This is a genomic window from Rhizobium mongolense USDA 1844 (genome assembly GCF_000419765.1).
Lineage (GTDB): Bacteria > Pseudomonadota > Alphaproteobacteria > Rhizobiales > Rhizobiaceae > Rhizobium > Rhizobium mongolense.
Genome location: NZ_ATTQ01000018.1, coordinates 108,697 through 123,748 on the forward strand (window position 1 = coordinate 108,697; position 15,052 = coordinate 123,748).

General features: G+C 57.2%; 12 protein-coding genes and 1 pseudogene. 7 read left to right on the forward strand and 6 right to left on the reverse strand.

The genetic code is table 11. The features are described from left to right. Positions 1-78: 78 nt before the first annotated feature. Positions 79-1,206 (reverse strand): helix-turn-helix domain-containing protein, encoded by a 1,128-nt coding sequence (locus A3C3_RS0127640; protein ID WP_022717816.1) that lies wholly within the window; start codon positions 1,204-1,206, stop codon positions 79-81. Between the two features lie 1,323 nt (positions 1,207-2,529). On the opposite strand from A3C3_RS0127640, the gene A3C3_RS45495 reads away from it, so the two are divergent. Then, positions 2,530-3,009, forward strand: a complete 480-nt coding sequence (locus tag A3C3_RS45495; protein ID WP_028740063.1) for a hypothetical protein — start codon at positions 2,530-2,532, stop codon at positions 3,007-3,009. Here the strand turns inward: A3C3_RS45495 and A3C3_RS0127655 are convergent. Further along, a complete protein-coding gene (locus tag A3C3_RS0127655; protein ID WP_022717819.1) occupies positions 2,999-3,649 on the reverse strand; it encodes a response regulator in 651 nt (216 codons plus the stop codon). The two genes, A3C3_RS45495 and A3C3_RS0127655, sit on opposite strands and share 11 nt — an antisense overlap. After that, complete coding sequence (locus A3C3_RS0127660) at positions 3,646-5,046, reverse strand: sensor histidine kinase (RefSeq protein WP_022717820.1); 1,401 nt, start codon at positions 5,044-5,046, stop codon at positions 3,646-3,648. Before A3C3_RS0127660 ends, A3C3_RS0127655 begins: the two co-directional genes overlap by 4 nt. 277 nt (positions 5,047-5,323) lie before the next feature. Here A3C3_RS0127660 and A3C3_RS39390 point away from each other — a divergent pair, with 277 nt between their 5' ends. Next, complete coding sequence (locus A3C3_RS39390) at positions 5,324-6,091, forward strand: hypothetical protein (protein ID WP_022717821.1); 768 nt, start codon at positions 5,324-5,326, stop codon at positions 6,089-6,091. A 170-nt stretch (positions 6,092-6,261) separates the two neighbouring features. Here A3C3_RS39390 and A3C3_RS39395 read toward each other — a convergent pair whose 3' ends face one another. Then, a complete protein-coding gene (locus A3C3_RS39395) occupies positions 6,262-8,175 on the reverse strand; it encodes a diguanylate cyclase (RefSeq protein WP_022717823.1) in 1,914 nt (637 codons plus the stop codon). A gap of 271 nt (positions 8,176-8,446) precedes the next feature. Here A3C3_RS39395 and A3C3_RS0127680 point away from each other — a divergent pair, with 271 nt between their 5' ends. The 5 genes from A3C3_RS0127680 (at position 8,447) to A3C3_RS0127700 (ending at position 14,129) form a co-directional block, all read left to right on the forward strand. Next, the gene (locus A3C3_RS0127680) at positions 8,447-10,576 is read left to right on the forward strand and encodes a putative bifunctional diguanylate cyclase/phosphodiesterase (protein WP_022717824.1); all 2,130 of its coding nucleotides are present in this window, start codon (positions 8,447-8,449) and stop codon (positions 10,574-10,576) included. A 93-nt stretch (positions 10,577-10,669) separates the two neighbouring features. Further along, entirely contained in the window at positions 10,670-11,392 is a 723-nt protein-coding gene (minC, locus tag A3C3_RS0127685) for a septum site-determining protein MinC (RefSeq protein ID WP_022717825.1), read from the forward strand. A gap of 32 nt (positions 11,393-11,424) precedes the next feature. Next, entirely contained in the window at positions 11,425-12,240 is an 816-nt protein-coding gene (minD, locus tag A3C3_RS0127690; protein ID WP_022717826.1) for a septum site-determining protein MinD, read from the forward strand. Then, entirely contained in the window at positions 12,237-12,497 is a 261-nt protein-coding gene (gene minE, locus A3C3_RS0127695) for a cell division topological specificity factor MinE (RefSeq protein ID WP_022717827.1), read from the forward strand. Before minD ends, minE begins: the two co-directional genes overlap by 4 nt. Before the next feature lie 351 nt (positions 12,498-12,848). Further along, positions 12,849-14,129, forward strand: coding sequence for a DUF3422 family protein (locus A3C3_RS0127700; protein ID WP_028740064.1), 1,281 nt, complete (start codon positions 12,849-12,851; stop codon positions 14,127-14,129). A gap of 147 nt (positions 14,130-14,276) precedes the next feature. Here the strand turns inward: A3C3_RS0127700 and A3C3_RS48665 are convergent. Together A3C3_RS48665 and A3C3_RS41785 are read right to left on the reverse strand one after the other, a co-directional pair. Next, positions 14,277-14,456: pseudogene (locus A3C3_RS48665) on the reverse strand (ISNCY family transposase); the annotation flags it as partial. After that, complete coding sequence (locus A3C3_RS41785; RefSeq protein WP_022717829.1) at positions 14,428-15,009, reverse strand: recombinase family protein; 582 nt, start codon at positions 15,007-15,009, stop codon at positions 14,428-14,430. The gene A3C3_RS41785 and the pseudogene A3C3_RS48665, both read right to left, overlap by 29 nt. Positions 15,010-15,052 lie beyond the last annotated feature (43 nt).

A 15,052-nucleotide genomic window follows, 5' to 3' on the forward strand; every position in this document is an offset into this window, starting at 1 on the left:
CACGATCGATGTGTGCGCCAAGAGATATGAGGTCATCAATGCCACAGGTCGCCTGCTCTAATAAAGAACGGGCCGGGACTAGCGACTATGGCCGAGCGTCTTTAGCCATTTGTTGAAGGAAGGAGCGCTCTCGACTTCTGACATTGGTGCGACAGCATGCCCAAGATAGAGCGGAACGGCTACATTTCTCGCCTCACGCGGACTGTAGCCAAACTCCTTGCTGAATGCCCGGCTGAAATGGGCAGCAGAAGAAAAGCCGACAGCAAAGGCGATATCGACGATTTGCTGCCGATTGCTGACGTCACTCAGGGCAGCGTGAGCAGACAAAAGCCGCCGGCGCTGAATATAGTGATGAACTCCGCCATCCGGCTCGAACACCTGATAGAGGCGGGTGCGCGAAACACCGAGTTCCCGGCATATTCGATCCGTCGTGAGATCCGGCGACATCAAATTGCGCTGGACGAAGCGGCGCACGCGCTCCATCAAAGCCAACGTGCTGTGTTGCTCAGGTACGGCGATATTCGAAGCCGATGCTGAAACGCAGGTCAAAATCATATCACGTGTGGTCTGGACGACGTGGGGGAGGTCCACAGCAGCCAGACGTGAAAGGTTTGCCTCGACACCATCGAGATATTCGATCAGCAGTTTGGTGTAGGTTCCCGACAAGGCGATATTGTTTTTGATTTCGCTGGAGGCGGGAACATCAAAAAGCAGTTCGCGCGGCAAATAAAGCGAGAGGACTCGTGCCTCGGTTGATCGGCCTCGAAAGGGATGGCCCAAAGAACGCAGCTCCACCTTCCCTGGCTCGCCCTCCGAGACATGCCCATCAACTTCCGTCCATGTCCGGCCGTTGCGCAGGACCGAAATGTGCCAATGATCGATGAGATTTGACCGCACCTTTGCCTCCGATCGTATATAGCTGTGGGCAGGTGTGCTTTGTTGAACGACGAGCATGCCGCCGAGATTCCAGGCCGCATGATCGGCTACAAACTCCGCTTGCGATGGGGAATCCGGACGCCGGATGTCGATAAGGGGAGCGACATAAGCTTGCCAGGCCGCAAATTGATCTGCCGGTTCCAGCTCGCGCGTGGAAAACAGCAATGGTTCCAACGCTGGCGGAGCCGGAGGCTCTTCATTGCTTGGTTGTGCCGATCGCGGATAACGACGGCGTTCGACCTTTGCCGGCGCAGTGTCGTCGCCCCGCACGCCATTTTCGGTTTCGGCACCAGGGGGTACGGGTGGTTCTTTGCGTCGATTATCTGACAATCTGGTCCCCCGAACTGGCGTCATGACAGCGCCAAATAGTCACCCCAAACCTGTTTATGTCGCCGGATCGGCCAAAAGGGACGGAAAACGCTGTCCCTTTCCAGGCGAAGATAGGCGCTTCATCAAGCCAACGACTGCATAGTGCTGGCCGCCTCGGCAGCATGCCAGCGTTCCAGTCTGCGAGCCCGAGCCGGCCGCGTCTGATTTTCAAGCTCGCTACCACCGACCGTGTGGTCGACCCGATCCGGAACTGGTCTGATTCTGCCGATGATCTTGTTCAAGACATTCTCTAGGTAATTTCTTGTCTAGATTGTGGCATTTGGCGGCATGCACGAACGCCTGCGGGTCCGGTGTCGGCACCGACGCATGAACCGGAGCGAGTAGATGGTCGTCGGAATTGCTGGAAGTGGCAACGGTCGCGGCAGTTCCATCTAACCGGTCAGCACGATGTTAAGCGGAGACTATCGGAATCTCCAACTTCATGAGGAATGCCCTCTCGATCCGTGTCAGGCGGTTCTGGTCTCCTGGCATGGTTGAACGAATTGGGACGCTCGTCAGTCAAGATGTGTCCTGCCAGAATGTCATTGGCACTTCGTCCAGGATCACACGTCCGCATTTCCGCTGTCAGCAATTTTAAAGCGTCGGCCAATTGTCTTTCCGCATTGACGGTAGACGCCGAACCGGCTTCGCGTAATTCGCTATAGAGCGTTGCTCGCTCGTAAACCTCTTCGGCTCTGGCCAGACACTCCGCTGTCGGTTTGATCAGCCTCAAGGCAAGGCGTAGGTTGATTGCGGCCGTAAGCTCAAATGCAGCAGCCGAGAAACGTGTAACCGCGCCCGGGGGGTGGGTCCGGTTCAGAAGCGCCAGCCATTGAGGGATCATTACGGTCTCCGGAACGCAACCTGGACATCAGCAAGTAACGAGAGTACGCGATCACATATCTCTCGTGGGTTGATCATGCCCTCCCAGTCCTCGTCTGTCCTCGGACTTTGGTCCTATGCGCAAGCGGACGAAGGTCGGATCCCGTGCGCAGGAAAGGTCTGATCTTCCTTTATCAGGCGCTTCCAGGGTTGACGACCGGCATGCGTCATGAGCAATCTCAAGAACTTGGACTGGCCTTTCAGGCTTCGGATCTTGGATGCTGCATGTAAATTTGCTTAGCAGGCTTTGCCCACCGCCTCCGAGCCGAATATTCGCCATTGCTCCAGGTGCGCTCTTTAATTGACAAAGGACGTGGGCTGACCCCGCGTCAGGTAACAGCGATGACTACGCGTCGGAATTTTCTAGCCACGTTGTGTTGGGGTTTGGTTGGTGTCTCCCTTTCAATCCTTCCCTATAAGATTGAAATATCGGGATCCGCGTTCGACGTAGCCAGCCAGTCTGCCCTGGCCAAGAGTGGAAACAACGGCAATGGCGGCGGGAACGGCAATAGCGGCGGCAATGGCAATGGCGGCGGCAACGGCAATGGCGGCGGCAACGGCAATGGCGGCGGCAACGGCAATGGCGGCGGCAATGGCAACGGGAAGAGCGGCTCGAGCAACAGCTCTTCCGGAAAAAGCTCTGGTGTGTCAGCAACGAAAAGCGGCGATGTCAACTCCTCGCTCGAAGTGCTTCACGTCGATGGAATGAGCGAGGAAGTCAAAAGGGGACGCTACATCATGAAGGATGCGAAAGGGCGCACGATCGTCAATCGGCGCGCCACTTTTGATGATGTAAAGCGGCTTCAATCATTCAGTCCCTGACCGGCTTTCGATCGATCGCATCGCGAAAGACCATCGCCGCCTCTGTCCTGTTATTGACGTCAAGTTTCGCCATGACCTGTGTCATGTGATGCTTGATCGTTTTCTCGTGCAGGTCGAGCTTCCGGGCCACCTCTTTGTTGCTAAGTCCCGTCGCGACGAGCTTTAGAACTTCGTGTTCACGGGCGGTCAGCGCAGCAATGGCGTCAACGTTGGAGGGCTCGGATGGATTGTGAAGCAACTTGGCAGACAGCGTCGGAGCGACATATCCGTCCCCGTCAGCCACCGTGCGGATGATGTCGGCGAGTGCTCTGGAGCCGACGCCTTTGAGAACATAACCTTTCGCCCCCGCCTTCAAGGCTCCGGTAACATTATCGTTGGCTTCAGAGACCGTCAACATGATGATCTTCTGCGATGGTGATGCTTCAAGGATCGGACCAATCGCGTTCAGTCCTCCGCCTGGCATGGAAATGTCGATGAGGATGACGTCGGGCCGGAGATTCTGTGCAATTCGCAACGCGTCATCCTTCGAACCGCCTTCGGCGATCACCTCGAAACCATCGATCTCCGACAAGCTTCTCGTTACGCCCTCTCTAAACAACGGGTGATCGTCTATAACCGCGACCCTTATCGTTTCGCTCATACTTGCTCGGTCTCCTCGGTGTTGAGTGTCATCCTGACGATCGTACCTGGCGCCGCAAACGTGATCTCGAACGTACCGCCAAGACTTTCAACGCGTTCCCTGAGACCCGCAAGTCCAAGGCTGGTAGGTCCGACGTCGTCGGGACTGAAACCTGGTCCATCGTCTGCGACTTCTACGCTGACGCGATTTTCCTGCAGACGCTGGATAACACGCTGGCCTGCGCCGCCGCCATGACGATAGGCATTATTCAATGCTTCCTGCACAAAGCGGTAGATGCATATTTTCGCCGACGGCGACAGACAAACAGGTATGCTGGACGTCACCAGGTCGACGATTGTCCCGGTTCTCTGGCGATGCGCGTGAACACCCCGCTCCAATATTTCCGAAAGGCTCGCTGCCTCGATCTGCGGCAAGACCAGACCGCTGCAAATCGTACGGATTTCGCGCATGGCTTCGTCGAGACTTGCCTTGATGGATGCTATCTCCCGCTCGCGGGTGGCAGGAGAGGTTGATGCGCTGACGACGGTGCGGCTATCGAGCCGAAGCGAAGCATAAGCTATAAGTTGGGCTGGGCCGTCGTGAAGATCCGCGCCGATACGCCGCAGATAGCTCTCGTTCAACGCGGTGACGCGTTCGGAAGCGCGCTGGACACGCTCCCGGAGAGCCTCGTTCTGGGCAAGCAAAGCGGACAAATCGTCAATCCGCTGCCTCAACGCATGACGCTGATTTTCGATCGTTCGGCTACCCCTTAGAACAATCGCCGAAAGCGTCGCGAAGAACACGAGCGTAAAACCCGCCACCGCGAGCCAGGTGCGAAGCCGGGCCTGGCTAAGGCTGTGCTGGAAATCATTGGCAATTTCGTAAAACTCGGAAACGGCGACCACCTGTCCCGACCAGGGCTGCAGGACGGGGTTGTAGATCTCCAGAAGCGGTTTGCCGGCAAGACGTTCTACCTTGTCCTCGACATCGTCGAGCTCGTTGAACTGTGCCGCCATCTTGCCGGCAAAGGCCGTCTTGAGCTCATCACTGAGCGGGAACTTCTTTCCGACCATGGTCTTGTCGTTCGAATAGAGAATAGTTCCATCCGAACGCCACAAACGGAATGACAACAGCCGGTCGCCCAGCGCACCTTGCCCCAGCGTCTCGTCCAGGGCCCGCGCGACCGTGTCGTCAAGCGCCTGGCTCGTCTGCATGTCAGGCAGCAGCGGAGCAATGACACTGTCCACGTAAAGTGCAGTCGTTGCGGCAGAATTGCGTGTAACGGCGTCTTCGATCAAACGAGTGACGAACGCCCCGACCAGAAGCATTGCTCCAATCGAGACAATGCCGCCAATCACCAGAAACTGCTTGGCCAGTGACTGCGAATTCCATTTTGAAATCAGGTTGGGCCGACGCACGAGTTATTCTCGGGGATTGGTCGCATTGCGTGGGCGACCCGTTTCGATCTTGCAGATAACCTACCTTCTCCGCTGCGGCGGTCAATGGCGAGCTTGTCAAGCGTCCACTATCAGACGTTTGGAATCCATCCATCGGACCTAAGTCCTACCCGCTGCGGCATTGGTCTGAGGATCATGGAACCGCGCCGCCGCGCAAGCTATCGTTGCGTTCACCGAAGCCGCTCATCGGCGGCTGGCCGTGATTTTCATCGCCGCCGCTTTAACGAGGAGACATCGCATGCCTATCAGAAAACTGATCAGCGGGGGCATTCTTGTGCTTACCATGACAATCGCTCCACTAACGAGCGCTACGTTCGGAATCTCGAACGAGGCCCTCGCCAAGGACGGAAATGGCAACGGCAATTCTGGTGGGGGTGGAAACGGGAATGGGAATGGGAATGGGAATGGAGGCAACCACGGCAGCGCCGGCTCGAACCATGGCAAGTCTGGCAATGCGCATTCCCATTCGAAGACGACTTCAAAGTCGGGTGCAAGCACGCCGACGCTCGAATCGCTTTTCTTTCATGACAAGAAGACTGGTAAGGCAACAAAGGCGGATAAGCCCGTCAAGAGCGGCAACGCTGCAAAGGAAAGTCTGAAGAACACCAAATCGGACACGGTTGGGCTGAGTTCGTTGAACCGCAATTATCACGCCTACATGCATTCCAACGACCCGCGACTGGCACCCGTTGCGGCCTACGTCATGGCATATGCTGAATTCGAAAAGGTAAGCGGGCCCGATGTGGTTCCGACCGATCCGGCGCTGAGCGATGAGGCGCTACGCGAGGCGCTTACGGGATTCACAAAAGGGGGCGTGGTGAGCGACGATGCGCTAGCTGAAGCCAAGGAAATCCTCGGCGTGGGACCGGCAGTCGGCAAGATTGACGAGATTCGCGAAACGCTGCCCGATCCGGAGGCCGTGGATACGGTTGAGGAGCCCGCAACCACGGAAACAACGACAACAGTCACGATTGTCACGGAGACGCCCGCCGAGCCGGCGAACTGATGTTGGGATACTCGCCGGCACCTGAGGTGCCGGCGCAATTCATTGCCGGCAGCGGCGAGGTCCCGCCGATGCTCTCACAGACGAGCAGAATTCGTGCGCTGGCTTGAAAGCGGGCGGGGATCAGAAGATCCTGCAGCGCAGGAAAAGCGCATCAGGCCCGGGTCGCGCAATCATCTTGAGCACGATGGCCCCTTTTGCCGACGCTCATCGCATTTTTGGGCACTCCAGGTGCTGATCTGGTTGCGACCGTTGCGCTTGGCATCATAAAGAGCATCGTCCGCCCGTTTGATCAGCTCCGACGATACGACTTCGGAAGACGACCTTTGCTTTGTCGAAACGCCGACACTTGCAGTGACATACCGGAATTCGCTTCCCGCATGCGGTATTTCCAGCGCCCGAAGACCCGCCAGGAATTTGCGGGCAAGCGCTTGGGCTGCGCCTTCGTCGGTTTCGGGCAGCAGAACGACGAACTCCTCACCACCAAAGCGGGCGACGACATCGGTGCGGCGTTTGACAACCTGGCGTAAACAGTCGCTGACGGCTTTGAGACATTCGTCGCCGGCAACATGACCATAAGTGTCGTTATAGGCCTTGAAACGATCGACATCGATCAAAAGCAGGCTGAGTGGTGTCCGGTTTCTGGTGCTCCGGGCAAGCTCTATGACGACCGCCTGGTCGAAAGCCCGCCGGTTGACGATCCCCGTTAAAGCATCCGTTTCCGCCAAATTCTTCATTTGCTCGGCAAGTTCACGCAGCGAGTGCTCGGCCTGCTTCATGGCTGTGATGTCGGATACGACAACAAGTGCTTTTCCGTCTGTCGTCAGTCGCGTCCGCAAGCTGAGCCAGCGGCCATCACAGAGGTTAATCTCCTCGTCCTTGTCCTGATGCAGGTGCGCGACGGCGTCGTCGATCCAGTCGTCTGTCACTTCCTTGGGCAGAATGCGCCGCTCCTCTGTCTCCGCGACCTTCCGCAGAATATCTTTAATGTTGGCTCCGGGAATCCGCGCTGGACCTGACAAGGGGAAAAGGCACCTGTACTGCTCGTTACAGAATAGCAGCGTGCCGTCAGGACCGAACATCGCAAATCCATCCGACATGCCGGCCATCGCGTGCGACAGCAGGTTCCGGCTTTCGGTCAGTTCGTGCTCCACGCGCCGCTGTTCCGTGATGTCGCGCGTGGCGCCAGCAAGACCGATGATTTCGCCCTTTCCGTCGCGCAAAGGAAACTTGGACGTCGAGTAGCATCTTTCCTGCTCGCCCTCGCGAAGCTGTTCGATCTTATCGATCACGGGTTTGCCGCTGCGCACAAGCTCTTGCTCTTCGGCAAACAAGATCTCCGCGCGGCGTTGCGTTGCAAGCTGAAAATCAGTGAGGCCGATCATCTCGGCCGGCGAACTGAAGTGATGATGTTCGGCGACATTGCGGTTGACGATGACAAATTGGCTCTGGCTATTCTTGACGTAATGGTAGTCGGATGTCTGGGTGAGGGCGGCCGTCAACAGATCACGTTCGAGTGCAATGCGTTCGAACTGCAACAGGACAAGCCCGGAGATGATGATGGCGCAGGAATTCAAGAAGAGAGCGGGTGCGATGATCGACGTAAGTGTTTGGCCATCGGCGTCGCTTAGCAGGACCAGTGTCGACCCCACGAGCGTTACGCAAACCGCAGCAGCCAAGAGCACGACATCGATGATCCCGATCTTGCGGTTTTGGACGACTATGTGAGCGGCAAGACCAACGGCGCCGATCAGCAGGATACCGGCAACGCCGTTGATTGTTCCCGCTCCGCCTGCAAATATCCGGAAAGCGCCTGCAACAGCCATCGTGGCAATGGCTGCCACCGGCCCGCCAAACAGCCCGGAGATCGCAATCAGCGACGATCTCAAATCGATGAATGCGCCGGAGTTGACAGGGATCGAAAGCAACATCGATGCAACCGCGCCAAGGCCCATTGTCAGACCGAATGCGACCCTCGACTGAAGCGCGGATAGATCGCGGAATCGATAATAGAAATGAGCCCACAGCGACATGACAAGTGCAACGACGGCGAGGTTTCCCGTCAGTATCTGCCAGGTTGTGCTCATGATCGTTTCAGCAGCTCAAGAACGTGGATCAATTTGAACTTCTACGCTTTTTTTCTTTCGGGCAGCTTAACGCGTTGTCTGCATTAGGTCCCGGTGGCTGGCTATCGTTTGGACGCCACTGTCTGCGTTGGATGGTTACTCCTGTCGTTAACCACGCTTTTTAAGCGCGCTTACATCGTCGAATGCTAAACCTGAAATGCAGCGCATTGCGGACATGATGTCTCCTGCCGTCCCAAGACATGATCCTTAAACACAGATTCTCGGACCCTTCATGTCGTCCAGCTTTGCAGCGAAATATGTTCGTGCTCAAACGTCTTCCATCATTGCTGCAACCATCTGCTTCCTTGCCGTCGCTCTTTTGCTGACGGGCCTGATGGCCCACGTTGTTGCGACCATGACCCGGTCGGGCAATGAAATCGACGATGCGCGGGCCACCCGTGCCGCAAATGCCGCGATCGCAGCATTTGCGGCACGCCTCAGCGGGACCGTAACGGACAATGCCGTGTGGGATGATGCTTACGCCGCCATTGCCTCAGCCGATGCCGCCGCCTGGGCCTACGACAACTGGGGCAAGACCAGCGAGGACTATCCGCTGTATGACGGTGCAATCGTCATCGATCCCGATGGAAGGGCGATCTCTTCTTATGCGAAGGGCAAGTCTTTCCAGCCGCGCGAATATTTTGGCGAGGCCTTCGCGCGGCAGAGCAAAGCTGCCGCGATCGCTAGCGAGGCTCCTCTGGTCAACTTCTTCAAGACCGAAAGCGGTGTCGCGCTGGTCGCATCACAAGCAATTCAGCCCTTCTCGGCAGATGCCGAGCTTCCGAGGCTGAGCGTATTGAGCTTCTATAAGGAAGTCACGCCCGACGTTCTAGGCACGTTCTCCACTGAACACGAGCTTGAGGGGCTGCGGCTCCAGGCAGCGGCTGAACCAGGCCTCCTGAGCGCCCCGATCAAAGGCATGGACGGCGCTGCCATTGCCTTTCTTGTCTGGCCCAGCAAAGCGCCTGGAAGCGCGGTCTTTACGACGGTCTATCCGTACATACTGGCCGCCGCGGTCATCCTTTGCCTGTTTCTGGCAGCCGTCCTTTTCGCCGGTGCCTCTGAGGCGCGGCGCTTGCGTCGATTGGCGGACGTGGCACGTTTCGAAGCAAATCATGACAATCTGAGCGGTCTGCTCAACAGACATGGCCTTTTAAATGTGCTGGAGCATCTCAGCAGCTCGGCTGTGCCGGAGGTGTCGCTTTATCTCGTTGATCTTGATGGCTTCAAGGCGATCAACGATGCTTGGGGGCATGCGGTCGGCGATGATCTGATTCGCATCGTTGCGAAGGCGTTGCCGGCCTGCCACCAGGAAGTCTTTGCCGCCGCGAGACTGGGTGGCGACGAATTCGCGCTGGTGCAAGTCGGATCGGCTGCGCTCGGCGACTTCGAACAGGCAATTCTCAACCTGTTTGCCGGGCCGTTCAAAATCGACGGGCGAACGATCGAAGTCGGGGCAAGCATCGGGGCCGCAACCAGAAGCGAGGACATGGCGCCCCTGGAACTGCTTCGGCGGGCCGACATGGCTCTCTACCGCGCCAAGGAAAATGGCAGAGGTCAAGCTGTTGGATACGATCCCGAGCTCGACCGCGAACGCGTGCGTATCGGCGAACTGGAAGGCGAATTGAAAAACGCCATAAAGAGTGGAGCAATCGAGCCCGTTTTCCAACCGCTCGTTTCTGCCGCCACGGGTGCGATCACAGGCCTTGAGGCCTTGGCGCGCTGGCAAAGCGCCGCCGGAAAGATCAGTCCGGAGGTTTTCATCCCGCTTGCTGAAAAATCCGGCCTCATAGACGCTCTCGGCGTTCATATGCTGCGTGCGTCGATCTGTCATGCGAGAGCCTGGCCCGGCCTGACGTTGTCCGTCAATGTCTCGCCAATCCAGCTGTGTAATCCGGACTTCGGGGCGCAAGTGATTGCGGTCCTGCAGGAATCTGATTTCGACGCCAACCGCCTGACTTTGGAGATAACCGAAGGCGTCCTCATGACGAATCCTGATCAGGCCCGACGGTCCATCGACCAGCTTAAGCGCGTCGGAATCAAGTTCGCACTTGATGACTTCGGTTGCGGCTATGCGAGTATCGGCGCACTGCGGCAATTTGGCTTCGATCGGATGAAGATCGATCGATCACTTGTTTCGGGTGTCGAAGACGCTGCAAACGGGATTGAGGTTCTTCGGGCAACGATCTCCTTGGCAACGGCTCTTAATATTCCCGTTACCGCCGAGGGCATCGAGAATGCCCGCCAGGCAGCGATATTGCGCGATACAGGATGTGACCAGCTTCAAGGATATCTCGTCGGAAAGCCCATGTCGGCACGCGAGATTTCAGAGAGACTTAGTCTAGAAGATCCAGCGGCATGACATTGCCCAGCGGCTGCGCAAACCTTTCTTAATACTGTTAACTTTTTGTTAACCATGGCGGCGGTAGACATGGTCAACGATCTCTTAACATAGATGACCAAAGTGCTAACAGACGCTCGCTCTATCCGCATCAAGGGCCGCTCTTTCCTCGCGGTCATGCTTTCTCCAGATCTCCCGCTCGATGATTGGCTGGCGAGGCTGGATGATCTCGCAGCCCGCTCAGCCGGATTCTTTTTGGGCCGGCCCATCGTGCTCGATGTCACGGACCTGCAGATCGACCGATCGCAGTTGAAGGATCTTATTGCGGAACTGACGCAACGCAATGTGAGCGTCATGGGAATCGAGGGCGGGCGGCCGTCAATCCTTGGGCCTGGCATGCCACCTGCACTGAAGGGCGGACGGCCTGTTTCCGACTTTGAGCTTCCGAAAGCGGAACCAATCATCGATCTGCAAACCAAGCAGCCGGCAAGTGAAGCGCGTCCGGCACTCCAGTCCATTGTGATCCGGCAGCCCGTGCGTTCAGGTCAGTCAGTGATTTTCCCGGAAGGCGATGTCACCATCGTCGGTTCTGTTGCCTCCGGTTCGGAGATCATCGCCGGAGGTTCGGTCCATGTTTATGGCACCTTGCGGGGCCGGGCCATGGCGGGGTCGGTCGGCAATGCGTCCGCGCGGATCTTCTGCCGAAAGCTCGAGGCAGAGCTCGTTGCGATTGATGGCGTCTACAAGACCGCCGAAGACATGGCCTCGAACCTTCGAGGACAACCTGTCCAGCTCTGGCTGGAAGGCGACACGATCATGGCAGAGAAACTTATCTGAGCCGAAAGCTGGCTAGGACACAGGAGAGCAAGATGGGGAAAGTCATCGTCGTCACTTCAGGCAAAGGCGGAGTTGGCAAGACAACTTCTACCGCCGCGCTTGGAGCGGCTCTGGCGCAGAGGAACGAAAAAGTGGTCGTCGTCGATTTTGACGTCGGGCTGCGCAATCTCGATCTCGTGATGGGTGCGGAACGAAGGGTCGTCTACGACCTGATCAATGTCATACAAGGCGATGCCAAGCTCCCTCAGGCGCTGATACGCGACAAGCGACTCGAGACGCTGTTTCTGCTCCCGGCATCGCAAACACGCGACAAGGACAACTTGACGCCGGAGGGTGTCGAACGTGTCATGACCGATCTGAAGCGCCACTTCGACTGGATCATCTGCGATAGCCCCGCAGGCATCGAACGTGGGGCGACTCTTGCAATGCGCCATGCCGATATCGCCGTTGTCGTCACCAACCCCGAAGTCTCTTCGGTCCGCGATTCGGACCGCATCATCGGCCTATTGGACGCCAAGACCGCCAAGGCAGAACGCGGCGAGCGGATGGAGAAGCATCTGCTACTGACCCGCTACGATGCCAACCGAGCCGAACGGGGCGATATGCTCAAAGTTGATGACGTCCTGGAGATCCTTTCCATTCCGCTGCTCGGCATTGTTCCCGAAAGCATGGATGTTCTGCGCGCCTCCAATATTGGCGCACCTGTAACGCTCGCTGATAGCCGCTGTGCACCCGCGATGGCCTATTTCGATGCCGCCCGTCGGCTTGCCGGTGAGGAAGTACCGATCACAATTCCCGGGGAAAAGCGCGGTCTCTTCGGCAAGATATTCGGACGGAGGGCCGCATGAACATCTTCAGTCTTTTCGGCAAGAAGAAAACCGCCCCTGCGGCCCGTGAACGCCTGCAGGTGCTTCTGGCCCACGAACGCTCGTCGACGGGTTCAGACCTTGTATCGCTGCTGCGCGAGGAAATCCTTGCAGTGATTGCCAAGCACGTGCAGCTCGACAATGATAAGGTCCAAGTAAAGATGGATCGTAATGAGCACGTGTCGATTTTGGAAATCGACGTCGAGATCCCATTGAAGGCAGCTGCGCAAGCTGCTTGAAACGGCGAACGATGCCGCGCGCCTGCAGTAGTGTGCTTGCATATTGAGAGCCGGGTAGGCGAGGGGAGGGTGGGGAGCTGCCGCGACTGTAACTGTCGGCTGCCCGAAGACGCCGCCCTCCCGCTGCCGCTTCCGGCATTTCGTTTGGGGCCTTCGTGTGCAGGCTGGCTGATATGATCCGCATTGCGTGCCAAAGTTGGCTGGGATGCAAGTCGCGAGGGGCTTACACATCCGTCGTTCAAGCGGACTGCTGCCCTATAATCGATTAAACTCGACTTAGCTTAACAAATTGATTTACATGACATTTGAGGCATGGCAACGGGTAGAAACTCAACTGTTGCCGGGGGTCAAATGAGCAGGGGTGATTTTGCTTTCAGACCGGCCGCTCTTCGTGAAAGAGCGGTGGGCGAAATCCATGCTCGGCCATACGCCCTTATTTCGGTGCCTCGCGTCATCTTTCAGCTTGCTTTCTTGACGGACAGCGAGCCCGATCAAGATCATGATATCGTAAAGCGGCTCTCCCAATCGAGCGGATCGCCGCCTCCGTCTCACGAGACCAATCACCATGCGATCAGCTGGGGACAAGGAACGCTGAGATGGGAACGCCACACGGAATTCTCGACCTATTTCTGGGACAGCCCCGCTCCGGAAAAGTTCGGAGCTAACATCCCCGTGCATCCATTCGGTGACGGGTTTTCGCAACCAGGACCCTTCATCTCGGGAATACGACTGGAGATCAGACCTGACACTGAAGAGACACAGAAGGACCTCGCCGTTTTCGATCGGACGAGCCTTTGCCGCAGTGACCTCAGAAGCGGGGAGGCCACCATTCTTACGGATTTCCGTCCAGATGGGGATGGCCTGACAAAGATCCTCGTCATTGACCGCGGTCTATCCGACAGCTCGCGTGGCGCGCTCGTTCAGAAGCTACTGGACATTGAGACCTATAGAACACTTGCAATGATGGCGTTGCCTTTAGCACAATCGCTGTCACCCGAGATCCGCCGGATAGAAGCTAGCCTGACGGCGGTCACTCAGCGGATGAAGCAGCACGCTCGCGACGAAGCCGATCAACTGCTTGCGGAAATTACCCGTCTGGCGGCCGAACTCGAAGCGAATGCTGCGATGAGTCTTTACCGGTTCGGCGCCAGCCGCGCCTACTACGAAATTGTCCAGGAGCGAATTCGGGCGCTTGCCGAAACAGCGACATCCGGGAGCGAGAGCCTTGGTGCTTTCTTGGAGCGGCGCCTGGCGCCGGCCATGCGAACCTGCCAATCCATAGAAGAGCGTCAGGCAAATCTCTCGCGCAAACTAGCTCGTGCCACATCCTTGCTAAGGAGCTGGATCGATGTCGAGCTGGAGCGGATCAACATGACGTTGCTGAACTCCATGGACCGCAGGGCAAAAATGCAATTACGCCTGCAGCAGACCGTTGAGGGCCTCTCCGTTGCTGCCATTTCGTACTATGTCGTCGGACTTATTGGATATGTCGCCAAAGGGGTACACTTGTTTGGCATCGAGTTTGGATCAGAAATTGTGACGGCAATCTCGGTGCCTGTCGTCGTCTTGGGAATTTCGCTTATCGTGCGGAATATCAGGCATCGACACTCGGAAGAAGGCGACACGCAATAAAGGAACCACCCGCAGGTTGGGCGAAGACGATCACTGTCGGATTTGACCGACATAAGAATGGCATCTGCACTCTTGAGGCAAATTTGTTCGAGCGTAGCCTGATGCGGATGACCATATCGTCGTGTTACGTCTTCTCGGTGGTCCTCAGGACTGGCGGCGGATTCTCGACGCGCTGGAGGCTTGATCCGCTCGGGCAGCTCTGCGAACCTGGCGCGTGCTCAGATCAAGCACATGCGCCGCTCACACCAGCGTCATGCGGCCGGCGATCACCTTCGACAAAATCTCGATCCGCTGCGGATCACGCTCGCTCATCGCTATCAAGCCCATCCGCAATCTCCACCGTCGTCAAAACCGGGGAGTGTGACATTCCAACTTTGGTTCGATCGGTGGCGATGCTTTTTTGCTCTCCTCTTTTGAGGCGGCCTTTCGGCTTGCCCGTGGCATCCACCAATAGCCGGCGCAATCCAAAACCGGCAGGACCGCCCTGCCGAAAGCCGCGGCGAACGAGGTTCATCTGCCCAGCTCTGACTTTAACGGACAGTTCCCGGCTGTATTCGGCCGCCATCGCGCGCTTGACTGTCTTGATGATTGACGAGCCCATGCTGCCGTCGTTGTCAAACTGCTCGGCGCAATAATGCACCTTGATGCCAAACCGCTTACACCGGAGTTCAATATCTGCGGCCTCGTCAGGATCTTGAAAGCGACCCCAGCGGCTGACGTCGTAGACGAGGACTGCTTTGTATTCAGCCTCTCCGTTCATGACATCGTGCAGGAGCTGCTGGATTGCATTCCGGCCGGTCAAGCTGAGCCCGCTTTTTCCTTCGTCCGCATAAAGCTGCACAATGTCGAATCGCTTTGCCTGCGCGTAGTTGCGGATCACCTCGAGCTAATGTCGGGGGAGTAATGCTGGTTTTCGGTGGACA